Below are 21,671 nucleotides of genomic sequence, written 5' to 3'. Positions count from 1 at the left end.
GATTAGCCGCCGAATTGGTTCATGAGGAACATGGATTGTTGGTTGGAGCGCTGGATGGCTTTTTCCATGGCGGTGAATTGGCGCCAGTAGCGGTCTTCGACTTGGATCAACCGATCCTCGAATCGGTCCATTTGGCTGTCCATATTATTTAGTAAACGGCCAAGGGTAAATGTATTATTGGTGCTCGAAGCTTTCCCTGCTTTTTGCTCAATGCTGTCCATTGTATTTTTCAACGTATCGCGTAATCGACGAGCTATACCTTGTTCATTTGACGTCGCACCATCTTTAGCAAAAATCTCATAGACCGCATTCGGGTCTTTGGAGATTGCTTCTTTCAGCTTACTTTCATCAATAATCAGCTTCCCACGATCAAGGTAGTTACTTGATGTTTTGATTCCGATCTGGGCTAATTGGTCAACACCTGATGTTCCACCAGAGATTGGTGTGTACATGTCCGTTCTCATTTTGTTGAGCCCAGACGTTAGAACGGAATCGTTTCTCAGAGTACCGCCGCGTGACTTTTCTTCCCATAATTCGATTTCTTTTTCTTCCATTGACTCTTTTTGTTCAGCCGTAAGTGGTTGGAAATCACGGTATTTCTTTTCGTTCACTTCTCCGTTAACTTTTTCGATGAGTTTGTTGTATTCATCGACGAATTTGACGATTTTTTCTAGGATTTTGTCGGTGTCGGGTTGTGAAGCGAAAGTTACATTTGTATTGGATGCGTTCTTAAGTGTCAGTTCAAAACCATTGATGGTAAACGTGTTTGACGACCGTTCAGTTGCCATTCCGTTGTATGTAAATTTGGCATTTTCACCAATAGAACCCCGATTATTAGCCAGGGCAACATCATTATCCGCATCCAATTTCAGATGTGTGGTAAATAGACCACCCTGCAACTCAATCTCAGCCCCACTGGCATTACTTCCTGTATTTTTACTCATCACTGACATTTGCTTTGTATACTGGTCATAAAACATCGTCACACCTGTTTGCGCATTGATTTTGGATATTAAACTGTCCAATGTTTCATCTTCGGCATTAAATTTAATTTCAGTAAAATCAGCCGCCATCGTTCCGTCTGATTTGATTGCCTTTACTTTAATACTTTGCTCACCAGTCATACCGAAAGATTCACTCAATTTTTTCTTAGGGTCAAATGCCCCACCGTCAGACTGAGTAATGCCTGAACTGTACATAGTAGCAGCAGTAGCCAGCTTCTCAACTTTTAATGTTCCGGTGAAATCGGTAGTCGAGTTGATGTTTTTAACCGAAACTTCATTAGGATTTGAAACCGAAACTGTCTTCTGCGTATACGTCCCCTGCTTCATCACCCCGTCAAAAATAAGATTACTAAAATCAAACATCATCTTATTCATATCCCGGTAATCATCACGCTGCCATTCAAGGTATTGTTTTTTTTGTTCTAATTTATCTAAAGGAATTCTTTCCGCCTTCATTAAATCCTTTATAATTTGATCTGTGTCCATACCACTAGCAAGTCCACCAATTCGCATATCAGCCATATGTATCTCCTTCCATTAAACCTTCTTATCGACCAATAACCCAACAAATTCCGTCATTGCGGCATGCATATCAAGCATTTTTTTTGCTGGTATTTCTTTCACTATTTCCTGTGTGCGATCATCAACAATCGTCACATAGTATTCTTTTAATTTATCATGAAATTCAAATTTGAGGTGTGTATTCGAAGTGGACATAAACTCATTCATCCCATGAACGATATCTTCCATTTTTTCTTTGGTGACAGGTTCTCTGGTTGTGGTTTCTTCATGGTGTCGTTCCTGCGCTTGAATTTGTTTCACTTCTTCACTTGTTGGGTTCTCTAATCTAGTAAATGATTGTATTCCTGATAGTCCGCCTGTCACTTTATCAATCATCATTTGATCCTCCTGAGGGTTATATGGGTTATATCGGAAAGACAACGGGGAAAGTTTAGTTTCTTCTAAAAGAATGAGTAGGTGAACGTTTCCAAAATCAAAAAGCTAGACAATAATAAAATTAAGAACGTACATTCCTTTTGAGGGGGTCGGGAATTTGAATAACGAATATTTGGATATGATGAACGGGAAGCTTTTAGGTGATGGCTGTATCACAAAATAGAAGGAAGAAGTCCTCACATCCATTCCAAGAAGTACAAGGAAGCTATTTAGAACTAAAGGAGTTTCTACCTTTAAATGTTCCCAAATATAAAAAGGGAATAGATCATTAAATCAGAGTATATAGAAACGAGAATATCACTTTGTTATGTATCTTTTGGTGAAAAAAACGAATAAAAAAAAAGGTCCGTCCCCAAACTTCCCGACAACGTACTATATAGTAAAACATTTGCATCCACTCCCATTTGTAACTACGTGGGGCTTAAAAGCTAATAATTTTTGAGATATATTAATATTCTCAGGTGAAGGATGTCCATAACTATTATCCTGGTGATAGGATATGATAATATTTTCGAGCGACACCGTACTCCATGAGCTTAATTTAAATTTCCCAGCCGCCCCACCATGATGAGGTAAAATTAGATTCAGAGGTCTATTGGGGAAAGAATTAGTTACCACATAGTTGAATAATTTTTCATAATTATTATCTCCAGTAAAAAGAACACTACTGTTATTTCCTTCTAGTAACAACACTACACTATCTAAATTTCTCGACTTTGTTTTTGAAGATCTATAAATTTTCATTTTTGTACCATAAAATAATAGGTTTAATTCTATTTGTTTATTTAGGTAACGCTTTTTTGTTGAAGGTATTCCATGATATATAATTCCTGCGTCGCTAATTAAGTTCATCACTCTAAATGCTGTATTGGTTCTTGGTACGTTAAGCGGTCCAAATACTGCTTTGATAAGTTGTAATTCTTTTTTTGATAATTTTAAAATAGCATGATAATGATCTACGTCCCAGTGACTTATAAAAATGTAAATCTCTTCTTCATTTTTAAACTTTGCCCTTCTTATTATTTTCAATAAATCGTCTTCGCCATAATTTTTCTGAGCTCCAATATCGAATAGGATTCGTTTATTTTCATATTTAATTTCATTCCAATTTCCATGACCAACATCTCTAACAGTTAGTGTTATCTCACCGGAATGATTATCTAAATCGTTTACTATCTTTTGAATTAAAAGTTTCATTTATCAAAGTCTCCTCATCCACTCTAAACTGTGCAAAATCTAAATCTTCAGTTCCTTTATATATGATTAACAGCCGAAAAATCATTGAAGGATTCTTCTTTTCATACGAAAATTCCTCTGGATAAAAGGAAAAGCTTTCCCAAAGATTATCAGGCAAATCATACCACTTGCCTGCACGGAAGCCACGATATTTAATTGTCTTTAACCCTTTAACTAATATCATGCTTCTTTTGTCACTTGTATTCCAAAAACCCACCTTATTTCTCTCCCACAAGTTCTCTAAATTTATAAGTTTATTCACATCTAATACTGCATAATCACTATCATTTTTTGATTCACAATAAAAATACATTTTTCACACCGCCTATAGCTTAAACTAAATTCAAAAAAGGAATCCCATAAATAGGATTCCTTTAAATTTTATTAACGAAGTAATTGTAATACTCCCTGTGGCTGCTGGTTGGCTTGCGCTAGCATAGCTTGAGCTGCTTGAGATAGAATAGAATTCTTCGTTTGGTTCATCATTTCTTTCGCCATCGTGCGAACATTTACTTTCATAAATGACCAGACTATATCTTCACCCTCTATAAATAGTAGGGGTTGGGCACTTCGGATCCACAATGCTGATGACCATTGTTTCACCTACGGATTTCATCATCATAGCTTGAGCCTTAGATGGTCTATCCTAGTCGTTGAACCTTCTCCACTCTTTCAAGACAGGAGCTTGGCTGCTGATTGCCCAATCTCTTCTTTTGTTAAAGCCATCACGCTTGTCGTTTCCAACTACGTTGTGGCAAGAAAAGCTCTAAGGGGTTTCCAGCAATTCACCCAATAATGATCTCTAGCCGTTACCAGCCAGGACGACTGTGCTTGTGGCTGCCTAGGCAGCTAAAGCATAATCTACGTCACGGATACGTGATTCTGCAGCAGTAAGGTTTTCAGAAGAGGTTCCTAGATTATTGATTGTATGCTCCAGACGATTTTGATAAGCACCTAATTTAGAACGCTCACCAGAAACAGTCTCAATAGCAGTATTAATGACATCGATAGCAGAGTTAGCTGCAGTTTGAGTAGAGATATCTATTCCCCCAGTTGTTGCTGCATCTCCACCAGCTGCTGTAGCTGCAGTTCCCGTTCCATTTGAAACCAATAAAGTTTCTGCATCCATTGCTGTAATATCTAAAGTTACGTTTTGTCCAGTATTTGCTCCGATATGGAAAGTTAACGATGCACCAACACCACCAGAATCCCGTGTACCATCGATTAATTTCTTTGTATTAAACTCAGTATTATTAGAAACTCGAGTAATCTCTTTAGCTAATTCATCAACTTCTTTTTGAAGTTCTCCACGGTCAGTGTCAGTATTCGTATCATTTGAAGACTGCACAGCAAGTTCACGCATACGTTGAAGAATTGAATGAGTTTCGTTTAAAGCACCTTCTGCAGTTTGGATTAAAGAGATACCATCTTGAGCATTACGTGATGCTTGTTCTAATCCACGCACTTGCCCACGCATCTTCTCAGAAATAGCAAGACCAGCAGCGTCATCACCAGCACGGTTGATTCGAAGACCAGAAGACAACTTTTCCATAGACTTAGATTGTGCACCAGTAGCACTATTCAACTGACGATAAGTATTCAATGCCGCAATATTATGATTAATTCTCATAACAATAATTTCCTCCTTGAAATTAAGCCCACATCCATGTGAACTATCTAATTTTTAGTTTGCAACAAGTCAAAAAGGTCGGCCGCCCTTCTCCTCATTGCTTACAATACTAATATCGGACGTTTCAACTAGTGTTTAATAGTTTGAGAAAAATAATTAATCATTTTTTGGCAAAAGGTTAAACAGATTGTCGATTCCCTTCGAAGCTTCAGTGTTTTCTTCTTGGATAGACAGATAGACTTCTTTCCGATGGATATCTACGTTCTTAGGGGCATTGATCCCGAGTTTCACTTGATCACCTTTTACAGAAATGACCATTAGCTCAATGTCATCCCCAATCTGAATGCTTTCTCCCGTCTTCCTTGTCAGTACTAACATCCCCTCACCCCTTCTTTCCTGCAGGCTGAGCAAAGATCAGGTGCTTAGTTTGATAGTCTGAGTTTGTTAAGATGACTTGTTTTCCTTTGCGATTTGCCAGGTTAAGAATGATAGGGGCCTGTAAATTAGCTGTAGATTCATTAAGCGTTTCTCGTACAGTAAGAATAGAAAGCACCTGCACATCTTTTTCAGAAGGTTTCCCTAGAGACTCCACACTAGCCTCATCTAACTCAAAATCATAATCTTTATAAAATACAAACGGATCTGTCACTACAAACCCGAGCTGAGATGTTACCACTGATTGCAATATATGAAACCACTCGTTTTCCGGAAGTGGCAACAGTACAAACCGTTTCTCTTCTCCAAATCCTGGAATTCCGTATTCAAATGTCAAAATGTCTTCTGACTTCACTTCAATTTCCCCATGATATTTCGTATCAATTTTCATTCGCTTCATTCCTTCATCCTATATTTCTTGTTCATAGTTAATCCCGACGTGCTTCAAATTTGCAAAATCAATTTGCAAGTCTGCGTATCGTTTCAAACTGACATCCACTTGGGCAGGTGTATACAGTATATTGGGCTTTTGAGGACGAGAGTGATTCACCACTTTTTGAGGTTCAATGTTCACCTTCACACTTCCAGGGTCATAGCTGATTTTGACACTCCCAGCAGATGGAATCCATCCGATATTGAACTCATACATCGGATCCTCACTGTTCCGCTTAGCCTGGGCTGCAATCGCACCTCCCCCATTCTCGATCATCATCAGTTCATCCCCGTCCTGGGCGACACGGGCAAGTCCCGCCAGCCAGTCTTCATATCCTTGTTGAGAATATTCTTCTATTCTGAGGCGCACCGATTTCAAGTCCATATCAGCTCGTGCCTCGGTTTGGTCGATAGTCAGTTTGGAAGGCTTACGTTCAATTTCCATCTTCGCCTGGGGCTGCTGGATATCCAATTCTGCCGGTGGCTGCTCAATGTCCATACGGCCTGGAGTCGTCCGGATGCTCAGGGCTGCTGACGTGGACTGCAATCTTATTTGTGGAACGTTCACACATACTCACCTCCAAATAAAAAGGAACTGACTCTAAGGTGACAAAACACCTTAAAGGGTCAGTCCCCTTGCTTTTATCGTAGAAAATCCATTAATGTCGGCTGAATGATTCTGGCTCCAACGCTGAGTGCCGCTCGGTGGACACTTTCCTGGGTTTTCAAATCCGTGATGACACGTTCAATGTCAGCGTCTTCGTTATCAGAAAGAATCCGGTTTGCTGTCACTTCCTGTTGACCCAGTCGGTCGTCTACCATTTCAAGACGATTGTATCTGGCACCTAGTTCAGACCGTTCCGCTGATAAATTGTTCATGACGCTATCTAAATCCTCAAGCTGGCCATCAAGAGCTGAAACATCTCCAGATTCCAAGGCTTTTTGAATGTTGTGCACTGTGTCGAACAGTTTCTGATTAAACACCTTATTAGGATTAACATTGGCTTTTAAAGAAACACCTTGTGAAACCTCTACAGGATAAGCATCGATAGCACTGCTGCCTAAATTGTCAGCGACCTGTGGAGCACTTCCATCTGCAGGATTTCCATCCTTAATCGGAGAATTCCCAACATCCGTTCCATGAAAAATATATCTTCCCGCTACTTTCGTTTCAGCAACACTGACAAGGTCGTTTTTAATCTGTTCAATTTCAACAGCTACCGCTTTTCGGTCTTCCGGGCTTAACGTTCCATTTTTCCCCTGAAGAGTCAATTCCCGAACACGCTGCAAACCTTGATTCGCCTGTTCGATTCCCGTCTCAGAGTTCTCCATCCACAAATAAAGCTCAGATAGATTCCGCTTGTACTGCTCAATCCCAGTCAGATTCGAACGATAAAACATCCCTTTCATCGCAACCACAGGATCATCCGATGGCTTTGTAATCTTCTTCCCTGTCGCCAATTGATCCTGTAACTGACCCATTCGTCCATAAGAAGAACTTAAATTTCTCATCGAATTTGCCGTCAACATACTTTGAGTAACACGCATTTCATTTCACCTACCTATCTTCCAACGGTACCCATGCCGTTGATAATTTTATCGAGCATTTCGTCCTGTAGTGTAATCATTCTCGCAGAGGCGTTGTAGGCATGCTGGAATTTGATCATGTCGGTCATTTCTTCGTCAAGGGACACACCACTGACGGACATTCGGCGTTCGTCCACTGCTCCCCTTAATACGCCTGAGTTGCTTGCGAGTCGGACGGATTCTTGAGATTCTACGGCCATTTTCCCGATCACGGATTCAAAGTGACCCTGGAATGAGGCTTCTTTTTCACCATAAGGCAGTTTAGTCGTAGTGATGATGTCGGCAAGCGCCAGAACATTGGATGCGTCACCAAGTGTGGGATTATCTGCACCCGCTGTCGCGATGTTATCGAGGTTTTTCATTTCACCTGACACCTGCATTCTTTGAGCGAAGCCTGCTTTAGGCACACCGTCCAAATCTACTGCGGCATTCTTTGCATCCTGGAAGAACTTCGGTGTATCGGGAGTATCGTTGTCAGGATTAAAGTTTGGATCGTTCATTTGTTCAGGTGTGAAACCTTTTTGATGCTGTTCATTGAATGCTTTGGCGAATTCATACGCCATGCTGTCAAGTTCATCGAGCATGCTGATGTAGGAGCCTTCTGCTTCACCGTCTTTATTTTTGAAGCCGTATGTATCGACAAGGGCTCTCAGTTTTCCTTCGCCTTGTGATAGGAAGCCTTTAATGTCGAGCGTCTGGTTACCAATCGTTACGGAATCCACTGTATTTTGAGGACCATCATAGGTAAGCTTTAGTTCATTGACTCCACCTTGTCCTACGAGGTTGACGGCCAGGTTTCCGTCTTTTCCGACCAATGTGACCGTGACCGCACCTTCTGCGATTGGTGATGACGCTCCTCCATTGGACTGGTAGCTCGTTTGGATGGAAACATGCTGTGAAAGTTCATCGATCAATCGGTCACGTTCATCGTATAGATCATTCGGGAGGTAGCCATGTGGTTCGACATCAGCTATTTGTTTATTGATGTTATCGATTTGTCTCGACAGGGAATTGATTTGCTTTTCACTCACAGACAGCTCATTTTTCAGGTCGCCCCGGACACTTGTTAAGGATGACGATAAGTAGTTGAATGTTTCAGCAACGGCCTTTCCTCTTTCGACAACGACTGACCGTGCACCTGAGTTGGACGGGTTAACGGCTAGATCCTGAAGGGACTGCCAGAACATATCCATCGTTTTAGATAAGCCTGAATCCGATGGTTCGTTCATGACCTCTTCCATCTTCTTCATAGCTTCCATTTTTGTTTCCCAGTAGCCAAGCTTTTGGTTTTCACTTCTAAACTGCATGTCCAGGAATGAATCACGCACGCGTTGAATCGAACCGGTGTCGACTCCGGTTCCGATTTGACCTGGGATTTGTGGACGGTTCATAGAGGGGGCAGGATAAGGTGTCGTTTGTTCAAAATTGACTCGTTGACGGGTATATCCAGGGGTATTTGCGTTGGAGATATTGTGACCGGTTGTATAAAGGGCGCCCTGCTGGGTGTACATGCCTCGTTTTGCCGTTTCCAGGCCCATAAAAGTGGATCGCATGGTGTTGCCTCCGTTTCAATTAGTGAGTGCTATGCTTTCGAATCGAACATTGATCTTCCAGTTGGTGATTTCTTCTCACCGTTAGGACGTGAATAGGTTGATTGATCCGGCTGCGGTTGCGTCATGGATAGATTCATATTCACGAATTGAAGAGATTGATAGACAAGCTTTTGATTCAGCTCATTTCGAACTTTCAACTCTCCTATTATACCGACCAGTTTTTGTTGCCAATAGGCTAGCGTTTCTTGTTCTTGGGGTGAACTGTGCTCGATACACAGAGATATTGTTGGCGCCTCGTTGAAAGGCACTCCCCGGGATTGAAGATAGCGACTGGATTCCCGTTGCCGCTCAGCCTCCACCGTATTGATGGCAGCCAAGTGCTTTTGTTCATCCTTCAAGACACGATCGAGTTCACTCATATCACCTTTTTTGATGACGTCCGTTTTATCCATTGAAAGATCGAACAAACTTTTATGCAGCTTATATAGTTTTTCAAGAGTTGTCGTTAGATTGGTTGCTGACATGTTTGTTCGCTCCCTTTTTATTGTCCGTTATAGAAATTCTTCAATCCTATAGCAATGGCTTTCGGGTCAATGGTGTAGTTCCCGCTCTGAACCTGATCTTTTAAAGCTTCCACTCTGGCTTGACGCTCTTTGCCGAGTTTTGAAACTTCCTGCATCTCTTTTGCAGCAGGAGAAATTTCGATTTTGTCGGATGTCGTTTTCTCTGATTTGCCGACCTGGTCCATCTTGCTAAGATTGCGTTTATAAGGATTGATGTTCTGATTTCCGATATTGTTAATCTTCATCATTTTCTCCTCGCTTTCATCACGTCCATTGTTTCTACCTAGTATATCGGATAAAAACGCGGTTTGTTTAGTTTCAGATTCTGGTTAGTTTTTCCTGATTTATGTGCTGGCCTTCTAGTTCTTATCTCTCATAGTGTAATACGTTCTCTGACCAGATTCCTTTGATTTATTCTTCCATTCCTGCTCCGATTCGAACTTTTTCAGATCACTGGAAAGTTCAGAGGAACAATCACTGCAAATTCTACCCGTCCCTATAATCTTCCCGCATTTATCACAAGGATAACCCATATTCGGAAATTGTCGCGTCTGGATACGGCCTTTTTTCACCCATTTATATAGAAGTTCCTCATCTACACCCGTCACTTCAATGACTCGCTCCATTGTCGCAGCTCGGTTATCCCGCTTTTTTAAAAATTGATAGACAGTCTCGTACATCGTTTCTTCTTCTTTAAAGCATTTATCGCACACATCACGGAATTTATTTTTCATAAAAATAGAGTTACAGCGTGGACAGTTGATGATTTCTGACATAATTGGTTCCTCCCGATAAAGCTTTTCTTATTCGTTATATCGGCAGAAATAGAGATTGCTTTAACCCCTGGCAAGAGTTAAGGAAGATACCTCTTCAGCCCCCGCTTCCTTCAAGAGCTTTGCCACCTGCCTTAAGGTCGTTCCCGTCGTATAAATATCGTCAAATAACAGAATGGTTTTACCGCTCAGATCAGATTCCACTAACTGAAAAACCTGTTCCTGCCGAAGACGCTCACTACGGGTTTTCTTAGACTGTTTTTCAGAATGGGAACGGGTGAGGATATTGGAGGGACGGACCTCTGCTTCTTCCAGTAGAGCGGTAGATTGGTTGAATCCTCTCTCATAGAGGCGTTCATTACTTAATGGGATGGGAATGATGAGGTCATATTCCACTTTAGTGAGATAGGTTTTAATAGGATGAGAGAACACTTTTGCCAACACGTAGTCCCCGCGATACTTATACTTTGCCAGATACTCTTTAAGAGAATCATTATAATGATATAATGAGAAATTCTGATGTAGAATCCCTTTCCACTCAGGATCCACATCCCATCGATGACAGTCCAGGCACACGTCGTCCTTAATTAATCGCGTAGCCAGATCATCTAATGACCGGGAGCAGCCCAAACAACGCTTCCCTTCGATTTTCTCCAGCTGTTGATTGCACTCATCACACAGAAATTGCGGTTCCCTGTAAAAGAACTCTCTCCAGGACATAACCTCAACCAATTCACTTTCACAATTTAAACAATTATTTTTCATCTATCAAACCTCTTTTTCTGGCTTCCTTATTCATGTGATCGATATGTACAAGAGCCTTGATCATTTCACCCGTGCGGCCGTAATGAAAATAGATAATGTCTCCTTTTGGATAGTCTGCACTCCGTCCTACCCTCCCTGCAATTTGCACGAGGGCGCTTTCCGTGAAAATCTTTTCTTCTGCTCCCAGGACGGCAACATCGATGTTCGGAATCGTTACCCCCCGTTCTAAAATGGTGGTGGTTAATAGAATGGGAATCTCATTATTTCGCATTTTCATTACCTTCTCTTTTCGGTTTGGATCTTCGGCATGGACGGATTCAATGAGAGGATTCATTTCTTGAAATAACGGCAGGGCTTTTTCCATAAGTTCGACGGTCGGGAAGAATAGGAGGGCTTGTTTGGAGTTCCGGAGTTTTGATATGGTCCATTTTTTCAAAGGATGAGGGATTCGGTTTTTCTTCAAGGTTCTTTTCCATAGACCACACCACACAAACTTTGGTAGTGGTATGGAATGACGGTGGAAACGGGCCGGGATCTGAATAAAGCTTCTATTTCCCTTGGCACACTGCTTCTGTGTTTTTTTATCCGGGGTAGCTGTAAGGTAGATCATCGAGGACTGGGGTTTACGAGCTTTTTCCACTGCCCATTGCAGGGAAGAATCGTAGGAATATGGAAAGGCATCGACTTCATCAATGATCATGACATCAAAGGCTTCTTGGAATCGGTACAGCTGGTGTGTAGTGGACAGAACAAGTTGTCCATAGGTGTTCCGTTCTTCTGAGCCCCCATAAAGAGTGGTCACCGATGTGTCAGGGAATACCTTTTTAATACGTGGAGATAGTTCCAGGATTACATCCGTTCGAGGTGCGGCAATGCAAACCCGTTTATTCTCCCTAAGAGCTTCATGGATTCCTTCAAAGAGAACCTCGGTCTTTCCAGCGCCGCATACCGCCCAAACGAGCAGGTCATTCCTCTCTTTAACGGCCATAACCATCTGCTCTGAAGCTGTCTTTTGCGCTTCTGATAAAGTGCCCGACCATTTGAAAGTGGACGTCGTTTCTAATGGTGGCGCAGGTCCTTTCCAGATTATGAGCGGTGTGCACTCCGATACCCTGCCCATCATGATGCAGTTACGGCAGTAGGTGCAAGTTGAGTGGCATCTGGCGCAGGAAAATGAAGCGAATAAATGAGGTCTGTTGTTTCCGCAACGATGGCAACAGCATTTTTCCACACCTTTTTGGTAAGAAACATAGCCATTCAAATAGTGCTCTTGAAGGGTGTCGATAGAAAATGGGATCTCGTCCAGTAGCAACGAACGTCCGCTAAAAAAGGATTGAAGCTCTGGAGAAAAACGAAATGACGGGTTGAGAGGTTGAGGTGAAAGGAAAGGGAAGTCTGAGATTCTTTGCAGAACGGCGGTTCCCTGTTCTATAAGGGGTTCTGGTATTAATTCATTATTTGCAAAAGCAAAACGCAAAAACATCACTCCTAGTTTGGGATAGTGATGTATTCTACACAAATATGTGAAAATCCTGCCTAATAAAAAGGTGCCAGGCACCAAAACGTTGTTTTGTGCCTGGCACCGGGGAGTTCGGGATTATACCTGGTACGTGATGACCAAATTGTACCTGGTACAACTAAAACTATCGACTCATCTTCCGAGCCCACCCCATCCCCATCGATCCCTCACCTAAATGAGTACCGATCACAGGACCGAAAATACTAACATTGAATTCAACGTTCGGGTATTTAGCCTGAAGCTCATTCTTCCACTCAATCGCATCTTCCTCGCGATTCGCATGGATAATCGAAGCTTGAAACTCTTCTCCGGAAGCCACAGCTTCTTCAAGCAAAGATTCCACCCGCTTCAACGCTTTCTTCTTCGTACGGATTTTTTCAAACGGAACAATCACTTTATCAACAAAATGAAGTAATGGTTTCACCTGCAAAAGGCTCCCGATGATCGCCTGAGCTTGTGATAGCCTGCCTCCGCGCTGCAAGTGAGCCAAATCATCTACCATGAAGTATGCCTGTACCGACTGTTTCATTTCATCTAATAACGCAACGATTTCTTCAGCCGTTTTCCCTTCACGGCCAAGCTTGGCCCCTTCGATGGCATAGAAGCCCTGGATCATGCAGCTGATTTCCGAATCATAGGGATATACATTAATTCCCTCGACCATTTCCCCCGCTTGAACGGCGCCTTGATACGTTCCGCTGATTCCACTGGATAAATGGATGGAAATGACGGCATCGTAGTCCTGCGAAAGCTTTTCGAATACCTCAACGAACTTCCCGACTGGAGGCTGTGAAGTCGTTGGAAGCTTTTCCTGGGTGCTGACCTCTTCATAAAATTCACTTGCCGTAATATCAACTTCTTCTTGATAGGTTTCTCCTCCGAAAATGACGCTGAGAGGGATCATATGTATGTTCAGTTGATCACGCAATTCTTTCGGGATGTAGGCGGTACTATCCGTTACAATTGCCGTTTTCATAGAATTACCATCCTTATTGTTTATTTTTATAGCCCGTCTTGGAGCTTGTCTAGTCTACCTTATCTATCCTTTTCATTTTATATGAAAACAAGTTGGTTTGCATTAATTTCTCGGGAGTTTCGGTTCCACAAAACTAAACAAACGTTTGTTTAAGACCGTGAGCCCATATGGTACAAGGGATTCCATGTCCTAATCAAACGTTTGTTTAAAGGTCTTACCTCGTGCCAACAGGCAGCGAGGTGATCAGTTTTTTCGATTTTCTTGATGAAAGGAATACTCCTGCAAAAATAATGAGTAATCCTAATATCAGATTATGCGTGACAGGTTCCCTCAGAAGAACGAATCCCCAAATCATCGCTGTACCCGGAATCAAGTACGTCACAGTCGAAGCGAATTCCGGACTTCCATTGGTCATGATATAGAAATAAAGAAGGGTTGCTACTCCTGATCCTAAACAGCCTAGCCCTACTATCCCCAGGATCACCTCTGCTGAAAACAAATCTCCAATTGAGATCGGATTCGTCAACATCATACCCACAAAGCCTACAGCTGCCCCAATCAATAATTGAAATGTAGAAATGACAACCACACTCGTTCCGGCCAGATACTTTTTGGTGAACTGAGAAGCAAACGCGTAGCTCATTGTCGCAAGCACCATCGTCCCGACCCCTACAAAATCAGAAGTGAAGATCCCACTCACCTCAAAATTCATCAGGACGAGAATCCCTATAAACCCAACGACAATTCCAATCCATTGAAACCCGGTCAGTATGACAGAGAAAAACAAAAATCCTGCCAGGCCCGTCCAAATCGGTGTGGTCGCGTTCAAAATGGAGGCTGTATTACTATTAATCTGTGTTTCACTTAACGCGATCAGGGTCCAGGGCAACGCGGCATTTCCAATCCCGACAACAAAAAGCTTCCACATAGGGAGCGATTTCCTCTCCCCTTTTCTCTTCTGTATGAAAAAGATCGGAAGAAGCACTAGCGCCCCGGCTAAACAGCGTAAGAAAACCGTTCCCCACACACCGACAGGATCTACCAGCCACTTAATAAAAACGAACGACATCCCCCAAATGAGACTTAAACCAATTAAGGCTACATATAATCTGGCCAATTGGCTTCCTCCTCCCTAGATTGTATAATTTAATAGTTAAATAGACGTTATAACATATTTTGTTAGTTCTATCCTATCTTACTTTGCTGGCGATGGGAACATTCTTTTTTCATATTTTCGACCTATTATAAAGCATTCTTTTCCAATTAATAAGGTTCATTCGATGGGGATTCACTTCTGCCAACTGAAACCATTTAACTTTCATGGGTTTTCGTCATATAATGGTGGAGTAGGATTTAACTTAGAGAAGACGAAAATTACTTTATAGGACTGATATAGAATGTACAATAAGGAAAAAGTGTTTGAAGAATTATCAAAGGTGATGCACTCTGACAATATCAAACGTGATGAATTGTTACGAGAGCATCTGTATACAAAGTTAGGCGGAAGAGCAGATTTCTTCTTGACGCCAACCACGTATGAGGAAGTTCAGAACATCGTGAAGCTGTCAAACGAAGTGGATGTTCCTTTCACATTATTAGGAAACGGTTCGAATTTGATTGTAAAAGATGGAGGAATACGTGGAATCGTTCTTCACCTGAAAAACTTTAAAGACATAAAAACGACGGATCAACTGATTGTCGCTCAAAGTGGGGCAGCGATCATCGATGTATCGAGACGGGCGTTAGCTGAAAAGTTATCAGGACTCGAATTCGCCTGTGGGATTCCAGGTACCGTTGGTGGTGCTCTATTCATGAATGCCGGGGCTTACGGCGGAGAAGTTAAAGATGTGCTTGATTATTGCCATGTCGTCGACCGGGAAGGAAACCTGGTAAAACGTACAGCCGCTGAATTAGAGCTTGATTACCGTCACAGCAATATTTCTGAAAAAGGCGATATTGTATTGGAAGCAACGTTCAGTTTAAAACCTGGCGACTACGAAGAGATCAAGGCGGTTATGGATGATCTGACAGATAAACGGGAATCGAAGCAGCCACTAGAATACCCATCTTGCGGAAGTGTCTTCAAACGACCGCCTGGATATTTCGCAGGTAAACTTATTCAGGACAGTGAGCTTCAGGGGACGAACTTTGGTGGTGCTGAAGTCTCCACCAAGCACGCCGGTTTCATCGTGAATAAAGACAATGCGACAGCCACGGATTATATTTCACTCATTGAACACGTTCAAAAAACAGTGAAAGAAAAATTTGATGTGGAGCTTGAACGGGAAGTTCGCATCATCGGAGAAGATTTGGAATAAAAAGTCAGGGATCATTTGATTCCTGACTTTTTTATGCGTTAATTTAAAATAAAAAAAACAGTCTAAATAAATTTAGACTGAGCAGGGGCATAATTTCCATTTTCAAGGAACCATTAGCTATCTCTTTTTGGCAACAGGGGCGGGCTTGGTTCTGCGAAACTCTCTCAATCTTGTGATTTGGGATTGAGATACCTTCGCATCCAGTTCATAGGCTTCACGAGCCTTAAAATAGAGTAGCGACACAGCTAATGCCCTCCTTTGTAAAAATATTAGTTTCTTTTTACCCGAAAAATTCTAGATAAAACCAAATTCAGTGAAAAATTTCTTTTTAATCATCACTTTAGAAGTTATAGTTCCATAGTATCCTCCATTCTCCTTCTTCAATGGCTACAAAACAGGTTTGGGTGATCATTAATTCACCAAACTGACTATCAAAATACAAGTTCACTTCCGCTTTTCGGACATTTTTAAATTGAAGCCCTTCTTCGTTAAACGTAAACTCATTCTCCTTTTCAATATTGCCGACCTCCACCTCAAATTCATCTACCCCCATATGTCCCATGAATACATGGTTTTTCGTTTGGATATATGAGGATTTGGGGAACTTATTTTGCATTTCTGAATGGAACAGCTCCCAAGCGTTACCGAAATCACCGTCTTTTTCAAAGTTATAAAAATCCTCGATCACTTCTTCGGGTGTATCAGGTTCCTGGGTATTCCCGATTAACAGAAACAGAGCCACAATAAGCAGAATGGCAACAACCGCTCCGATAAATAGAGGAACCGGGCTTTTCCTTCTCATACATCCAACACTCCTCATCTATAATCATTCTTATGAAGGACATGTTGAATGTATGAAACAGAAAATATTATGACAGCAACTTGAGGGATAATTGCTCTTTCTTATTAGTTAGAAAGGTCTTATGCTCATCATTTCCGAGCATCTCAAACATCAATATGGATTTTTCTATATACGATAATGCTTGTTCGTAGTTCTCTTTCAGCTCGAAATTATAGCTTATATGATAATGTAGTTGTGCTAAACCATATAAGTGTTCCTCTTCGATGCACCACCTTATTGCTTCCATACAATGATCAATCGACTCTCTGTATTTTCCTAATCTTGTTAACGCCCTTGCTTTATTATAAAGCAATCGGGTTTTAATTGATTTATCGCTTAGTTGTCCAGTAGTATGGATAGCCTCCCTAACTTGATCATAATATTGAAGAGCTTTGACATAATCTTCTGTCCCTACATAAAAACCTCCGATGGTTAGGAGAATCTCCATTTCCCTTTCCGAAAGCGCTTTTTTACTGTCTCCCGTAAGAGAAAAGGCTTCATTTAACAGCTGAAAGGCTTCATCCTGATTATTTTCAATCTCAAATATATAGATTCCCTTGTGCCAATAAAGGAGTTGGAGGTTTTCCCTTTCCTTAAAAAGTGGATTGCTTTCTTCTGCTCTCACCATTTCTATCATTTCTTTATATCTATGTTTTTTTCTTAAGTGACGTAATTGGCGCTCAACTTCCTTTATGTAGTCCAGCCGGGGGGTTGTTCCGATCTCAAAGAAATAATTCACATCCACTCCAAGCTTTTTCGAGATTTGATAAAGTGATGTGGCATTGGGATAGATGTCTCCCTTTTCAATTCGACTGATAAGTGCCTGTGTGCATATCCCTTCTCCTAATTCTCCTTGAGTTATACCAACAATCTGACGTAGCTCCTTTATCTTTTTACCAATGATGGAGTAATCCACGATTTTGCCTCCCTAGAGGTTTATAGTTAGTAAGAAAATTACTAAGTTTGAAAGCCACTTTCATCTATAATTTTTTTGAGTTTTTCTATGTTCCCTTTAATAAAATCGGATAATTTCGGGTTGTGTTGTATATCAAAAAGCATCGCTGCTTTCTCCAGATAAGGCAGTGCTTCCTGATATCTCTCTTGCAACTCCAGGTTATACCCAATATGATAATTTAATTGAGCGAATCCATATAAAGTTTCTTCTTGAATAATCCATCGAATACCTTCTTCGCAATACTCGATAGACTCATGATAGTTTCCAAGCCTAGTCAATACCCTGGCGATATTATATAAGAGCCTGGTTTTAATGGACTTGTCGTGAATTTGGTCGTTATATGTTAAAGCATCATTCACACCTTGATAAATTTCCATTGCCCGATCATAGTTATGACGACTGAATTCCAGTATCCCCATACTGATGAAAATATTCATTTCACGTTCAGACATGGCCTTTTTCTGATTATGGGTCAGGGAGAGTGCCTTCTCTAAAATGATCAATGCTTCCTCTTTGTTTTGCTCGACCTCATTCACATATATTCCCTTATGCCAGTATAGAAGCTGAAGATTTGTTTCATCTTTTAGAAATAAAGGATTCTTCTCTTCTGTCCGAACAATCTCGATGATTTCATCATATTTTAATTTCACTCTTAACTTCTTTAGTTGACGTTCAACTTCTTTTACATAATCCAGGCGGGGAGTCGTACCAATCTCAAAAAAGTAGTTCACATCAACCCCAAGCTTCTTGGAAATTTGATAAAGAGACGTAGCACTCGGGTAAATATCCCCTTTTTCTATTCGACTGATCAGGGCTTGAGTACAAATTCCTTCTGCCAGTTCACCCTGAGTCAAACCCACGACCTTTCTCAACTCTTTGATCTTTTTACCTATGACAGAATAGTCCAAAAACCCACCTCCCAAAATATTAATATTTTTATATTTTAACAGGAAACATGCAAAATTTTTAGGGAAATCCTCATATATCCTCTCTGAAGGTGCCAAACCGCCAATACATCCATTTAAAATATATGTTTTAATAAAATTAACGACAAATTACAATACCTTTTGATAGCACTTCTCCTTGTGGGAAGTGCTCTTTTTTTTGAGGGACGGACCTCGACTATACACAAATGGTGCCAGGCACAAAAAAGAGGTTCTGTGCCTGGCACCTCATTTAACAATATTAATATTTTAATAAATAATAAGATAACAGAGATATTCACAAGAAATGCCTATATATATCAACCAAAATCGTGCCACACTAACAATACATGAGCTCACAATCTATGGTTTAATATACCTAACGACAAATTACAATACCTTTTGACGGCACTTTCCTTAATGGAAAGTGCTCTTTTTTTAGGGACGGACCTCTACTCGCTTTCATATATTTCTAAAGGAAGTCCATCTGGATCCTCAAAGAAAGTGAAACGCTTATGAGTATATGGGTCTATTCTTATTTCTTCCGCTTCAATGCCTTTTTCATTTAGAAGTCTTACACTCTCCTCAATGTCCTCTACAACAAAAGCTAAATGGCGTAACCCTTGTGCCTCAGGATAGCTGGAACGGACTGGTGCGTCTGGGAATGAAAATAATTCGATGACGTATTCGCCATTTAACGCTAAATCCAGTTTGTATGAATCTCTTTCTTCCCTGTAAATTTCCTGTTTCACTTCAAAACCCAGTTTGTTAACGTAAAAGTCTTTTGATTTATCATAATCTGAGCAGATGATTGCGATGTGGTGGATTTTTTTAAAGTTCAAAGACATGGGCCACTGGCACCTCCCGTAATTAATCGAAAAAAAGAAGCAGCCCCCAAAACTGCTCCTCCCAAGCCTTTATTATTTCATCGCATCCGTCAACACAGGTACGATCTGTTTCTTACGTGATACAACACCTTTTAATAGCGCTGTATTGTTTTGAAGAGTTACATTGAATGCTTTTTCCACTTCCGCAGCTTTGCTTCCAAGTGCCAGCGCAGTTGAGTCGTTTTCCAGGATGTCTGTAACAACTAATAGGAAAAGATCCAGTCCTTTTTCTTTGATCAGCGTTTCCATAGCGGCTTCAACTTCCGCTTGACGTCCGAATACGTCATTCACATCGACAACGTTGATTTGAGCCACTTCTACCTTCGCGTTACCCATAGAGAATTCTTTCGCATCAAGGGTTACAAGCTCCGCCACTGATTTCGTGCTCATGTTCGCACCGGCTTTTAACATTTCCAATCCGTAAACTTCTGCGTCAACACCAGCGATTTCAGCCAGTTCGTTCGCTGCTGCTACGTCTTCGTCCGTGCAAGTTGGGGATTTAAATAATAGAGAGTCTGAGATGATCGCTGAAAGCATTAATCCAGCCATTTCCTTCGTTACCTCTACTCCTTTTTCCTTGTAGATCTTGTTTAAGATCGTTGCCGTACAACCAACCGGCTCTGCACGGTAGTATAAAGGATCTGCCGTTTCAAAGTTCGCGATACGGTGGTGGTCGATGACTTCAAGAACGCGTACTTCTTCGATGTCTTCCGCACTTTGCTGGCGCTCGTTATGGTCCACAAGGATAACCGTGTCGGTTTCACCGGCAACCTTCTCAACCAATCGTGGTGCGTCAACGTTAAAGTAATCAAGGGCATATTGTGTTTCACCGTTCACGTCACCTAAACGTACAGGCTCGACGTCCATCCCGATCTTTGTCTTCAAATCAGCGTATACAAGTGCAGACGTGATCGTATCTGTATCTGGATTTTTGTGTCCGAAAATAAGTGTTTTACTCATATTCATTCTCCTAACTCTATGTAATGGGGTTCGTTGATATCTCTCTTTACATTTTCTTATATTACCATATTTAAAAGCAAAACCGTATCCGTTGGGAAAGATTTTTTCCAGTGATTATGCAGGCAACATTCCCAAATTCTGTGTTAAACTATGGGGACAAGGAGGTGACAAATAACATGAATCAGATTTTACAAGCCATTTATCATTATCCGCCAAATATAAAAATAAACAAAGGTTTCCAAATACCTGCCAACTTTCATTCAATCTCCCTCATTAATTCCTTCCCAATTTCATCTTCATATTCTTCATACAAAGGATCCAGCTTTTTCATCCATTCTTCTTTTTCTGAATTCAACAGAATGTGAATATCCAAATCAGTATTTCTCTTTAATTCGCGCATATGGTCATCATTGATTTCAATTGAATGCCTGCGAATCCACTCAGTCGTTTGCTTCATCGCTTCTTCAATCTTTACCCGGTACTCTTCAGGCAAGTCACCCCAAAAATCTTCATTCATTAAAACTACATAACCTAAATAAGAATGATTGCTGACTGTAAGATAAGACTGATAGTCATAAAGCTTCTTAGAGTAAATATTCGAGATGGTATTTTCCTGTCCATCTATAAATCCTACTTCTAAGTTCTCGTAGGTTTTATTAAAAGGCAGGTCACTTACGGCAGCCCCCATCCGTTGATATTGATCTTTTATCACTTCACCCGGCATTGTACGGAAGTGGAGCCGATTGAAATCACCCGGCCTGATCAAGGGTCGCTGACTATTGGTGATTTGTTTAAATCCGTTGTACCAAAAGGTAAGACCTTTCACGTTTTCTTGTTTTTCTACCTTTTTAAGTAATATATCTCCTATGTTCCCCTCAAATGCCCGTTGAACATCTTCATAGCTATCAAACGCAAAAGGTAAATCGAACACACTATACACTGGAACATAAGCAGAGACTTTAGACGTGGCGGGGATAATCATTTGAACATTATTATTTTTAAGAGCATCCCATTCACTGATATCCGAATAGAGCGAGCCGTTCGGGTAGATCTCAACCTTCACTTTTCCCTTCGTATTCTTTTCTACCAGTGCTTTAAAACGCCTGATTGCTTTTCCTTTCGGTGTGTTTTCGGAAACAACATGACTGACTTTAATGACAATAGCATCTTTCAGCTTTTCTTGATCGTCATCATATTCCGAGGTAAAGCCGGCCTGAGAATGAAATCCAACAAAATAGGCTGTAGCAATTCCTGTTAAAATGAACAACCCTATAAAGAAAAATGTTCTCAATAATTGGACCTCCCCTCTCTCCGTTCTACTAAAAATGGTACAATAACTTTGAATGAAGAGGAAGGA

General features: G+C 41.1%; 26 protein-coding genes. 1 reads left to right on the top strand and 25 read right to left on the bottom strand.

What is annotated here, in order from left to right:
- Window positions 1-2: 2 nt before the first annotated feature.
- The 18 genes from ACOSV2_RS16035 to ACOSV2_RS15950 all read right to left on the bottom strand — a co-directional run bounded on the left by ACOSV2_RS16035 (window position 3) and on the right by ACOSV2_RS15950 (window position 14,547).
- Window positions 3-1,526, bottom strand: a complete 1,524-nt coding sequence (locus ACOSV2_RS16035; protein WP_428976017.1) for a flagellar hook-associated protein 2 — start codon at window positions 1,524-1,526, stop codon at window positions 3-5.
- A gap of 15 nt (window positions 1,527-1,541) precedes the next feature.
- Window positions 1,542-1,901 carry a flagellar protein FlaG gene (gene flaG / locus ACOSV2_RS16030; RefSeq protein WP_428976284.1) on the bottom strand — a complete coding sequence of 120 codons (360 nt, stop codon included), beginning with the start codon at window positions 1,899-1,901 and terminating at the stop codon, window positions 1,542-1,544.
- 432 nt (window positions 1,902-2,333) lie between these two features.
- Window positions 2,334-3,158 carry a hypothetical protein gene (locus ACOSV2_RS16025; RefSeq protein ID WP_428976016.1) on the bottom strand — a complete coding sequence of 275 codons (825 nt, stop codon included), beginning with the start codon at window positions 3,156-3,158 and terminating at the stop codon, window positions 2,334-2,336.
- Complete coding sequence (locus tag ACOSV2_RS16020) at window positions 3,118-3,510, bottom strand: hypothetical protein (protein ID WP_428976015.1); 393 nt, start codon at window positions 3,508-3,510, stop codon at window positions 3,118-3,120. The genes ACOSV2_RS16025 and ACOSV2_RS16020 overlap by 41 nt, the downstream gene beginning before the upstream one ends.
- Window positions 3,511-3,581: 71 nt before the next feature.
- Window positions 3,582-3,683 (bottom strand): flagellin, encoded by a 102-nt coding sequence (locus ACOSV2_RS16015; RefSeq protein WP_374104079.1) that lies wholly within the window; start codon window positions 3,681-3,683, stop codon window positions 3,582-3,584.
- Window positions 3,684-4,038: 355 nt separating this feature from the next.
- Entirely contained in the window at window positions 4,039-4,827 is a 789-nt protein-coding gene (locus ACOSV2_RS16010) for a flagellin N-terminal helical domain-containing protein (protein WP_299743063.1), read from the bottom strand.
- A 156-nt stretch (window positions 4,828-4,983) separates the two neighbouring features.
- The gene (csrA, locus tag ACOSV2_RS16005; protein WP_282138611.1) at window positions 4,984-5,205 is read right to left on the bottom strand and encodes a carbon storage regulator CsrA; all 222 of its coding nucleotides are present in this window, start codon (window positions 5,203-5,205) and stop codon (window positions 4,984-4,986) included.
- Between the two features lie 4 nt (window positions 5,206-5,209).
- Entirely contained in the window at window positions 5,210-5,653 is a 444-nt protein-coding gene (fliW, locus tag ACOSV2_RS16000) for a flagellar assembly protein FliW (protein ID WP_428976283.1), read from the bottom strand.
- Between the two features lie 18 nt (window positions 5,654-5,671).
- On the bottom strand, window positions 5,672-6,262 hold the full coding sequence (locus tag ACOSV2_RS15995; RefSeq protein WP_428976014.1) for a DUF6470 family protein: 591 nt from the start codon (window positions 6,260-6,262) through the stop codon (window positions 5,672-5,674).
- A gap of 74 nt (window positions 6,263-6,336) precedes the next feature.
- On the bottom strand, window positions 6,337-7,242 hold the full coding sequence (flgL, locus tag ACOSV2_RS15990; RefSeq protein WP_428976013.1) for a flagellar hook-associated protein FlgL: 906 nt from the start codon (window positions 7,240-7,242) through the stop codon (window positions 6,337-6,339).
- Between the two features lie 14 nt (window positions 7,243-7,256).
- The gene (gene flgK, locus ACOSV2_RS15985) at window positions 7,257-8,834 is read right to left on the bottom strand and encodes a flagellar hook-associated protein FlgK (protein WP_428976012.1); all 1,578 of its coding nucleotides are present in this window, start codon (window positions 8,832-8,834) and stop codon (window positions 7,257-7,259) included.
- Window positions 8,835-8,863: 29 nt separating this feature from the next.
- Window positions 8,864-9,358 (bottom strand): flagellar protein FlgN, encoded by a 495-nt coding sequence (locus ACOSV2_RS15980; protein WP_428976011.1) that lies wholly within the window; start codon window positions 9,356-9,358, stop codon window positions 8,864-8,866.
- Window positions 9,359-9,375: 17 nt separating this feature from the next.
- Window positions 9,376-9,642: a flagellar biosynthesis anti-sigma factor FlgM gene (gene flgM, locus ACOSV2_RS15975; RefSeq protein WP_428976010.1), complete on the bottom strand. Its 267-nt coding sequence runs from the start codon at window positions 9,640-9,642 to the stop codon at window positions 9,376-9,378.
- 114 nt (window positions 9,643-9,756) lie between these two features.
- Window positions 9,757-10,173: a TIGR03826 family flagellar region protein gene (locus ACOSV2_RS15970; protein WP_428976009.1), complete on the bottom strand. Its 417-nt coding sequence runs from the start codon at window positions 10,171-10,173 to the stop codon at window positions 9,757-9,759.
- Between the two features lie 60 nt (window positions 10,174-10,233).
- Window positions 10,234-10,935 carry a ComF family protein gene (locus tag ACOSV2_RS15965; protein WP_428976008.1) on the bottom strand — a complete coding sequence of 234 codons (702 nt, stop codon included), beginning with the start codon at window positions 10,933-10,935 and terminating at the stop codon, window positions 10,234-10,236.
- Window positions 10,925-12,412, bottom strand: coding sequence for a DEAD/DEAH box helicase (locus ACOSV2_RS15960; RefSeq protein ID WP_428976007.1), 1,488 nt, complete (start codon window positions 12,410-12,412; stop codon window positions 10,925-10,927). Before ACOSV2_RS15960 ends, ACOSV2_RS15965 begins: the two co-directional genes overlap by 11 nt.
- 166 nt (window positions 12,413-12,578) lie before the next feature.
- Window positions 12,579-13,430, bottom strand: a complete 852-nt coding sequence (locus ACOSV2_RS15955) for a DegV family protein (RefSeq protein WP_428976006.1) — start codon at window positions 13,428-13,430, stop codon at window positions 12,579-12,581.
- A gap of 214 nt (window positions 13,431-13,644) precedes the next feature.
- Entirely contained in the window at window positions 13,645-14,547 is a 903-nt protein-coding gene (locus tag ACOSV2_RS15950) for a DMT family transporter (RefSeq protein ID WP_428976005.1), read from the bottom strand.
- Window positions 14,548-14,827: 280 nt separating this feature from the next.
- On the opposite strand from ACOSV2_RS15950, the gene murB reads away from it, so the two are divergent.
- A complete protein-coding gene (murB, locus tag ACOSV2_RS15945) occupies window positions 14,828-15,748 on the top strand; it encodes a UDP-N-acetylmuramate dehydrogenase (protein ID WP_428976004.1) in 921 nt (306 codons plus the stop codon).
- A gap of 117 nt (window positions 15,749-15,865) precedes the next feature.
- Here murB and ACOSV2_RS15940 read toward each other — a convergent pair whose 3' ends face one another.
- From ACOSV2_RS15940 to ACOSV2_RS15910, 7 genes are all read right to left on the bottom strand, one after another.
- Complete coding sequence (locus tag ACOSV2_RS15940) at window positions 15,866-15,991, bottom strand: hypothetical protein (RefSeq protein WP_258549747.1); 126 nt, start codon at window positions 15,989-15,991, stop codon at window positions 15,866-15,868.
- Between the two features lie 97 nt (window positions 15,992-16,088).
- Window positions 16,089-16,550: a hypothetical protein gene (locus ACOSV2_RS15935; RefSeq protein ID WP_428976003.1), complete on the bottom strand. Its 462-nt coding sequence runs from the start codon at window positions 16,548-16,550 to the stop codon at window positions 16,089-16,091.
- Window positions 16,551-16,617: 67 nt separating this feature from the next.
- Window positions 16,618-17,505 (bottom strand): helix-turn-helix domain-containing protein, encoded by an 888-nt coding sequence (locus ACOSV2_RS15930; protein ID WP_428976002.1) that lies wholly within the window; start codon window positions 17,503-17,505, stop codon window positions 16,618-16,620.
- 41 nt (window positions 17,506-17,546) lie between these two features.
- A complete protein-coding gene (locus ACOSV2_RS15925) occupies window positions 17,547-18,452 on the bottom strand; it encodes a helix-turn-helix domain-containing protein (protein WP_428976001.1) in 906 nt (301 codons plus the stop codon).
- Between the two features lie 467 nt (window positions 18,453-18,919).
- Window positions 18,920-19,309, bottom strand: coding sequence for an SMU1112c/YaeR family gloxylase I-like metalloprotein (gene gloA2, locus ACOSV2_RS15920; protein ID WP_428976000.1), 390 nt, complete (start codon window positions 19,307-19,309; stop codon window positions 18,920-18,922).
- 78 nt (window positions 19,310-19,387) lie between these two features.
- Window positions 19,388-20,314 (bottom strand): manganese-dependent inorganic pyrophosphatase, encoded by a 927-nt coding sequence (locus ACOSV2_RS15915; RefSeq protein WP_428975999.1) that lies wholly within the window; start codon window positions 20,312-20,314, stop codon window positions 19,388-19,390.
- A gap of 256 nt (window positions 20,315-20,570) precedes the next feature.
- Window positions 20,571-21,605, bottom strand: a complete 1,035-nt coding sequence (locus ACOSV2_RS15910) for a DctP family TRAP transporter solute-binding subunit (RefSeq protein WP_428975998.1) — start codon at window positions 21,603-21,605, stop codon at window positions 20,571-20,573.
- Between the last annotated feature and the right edge of the window lie 66 nt (window positions 21,606-21,671).

It is taken from the genome of Rossellomorea sp. DUT-2 (assembly GCF_052665285.1).
Note: the sequence above shows the minus strand (reverse complement) of the source record. Positions and strands in the feature narration are given on the sequence as shown.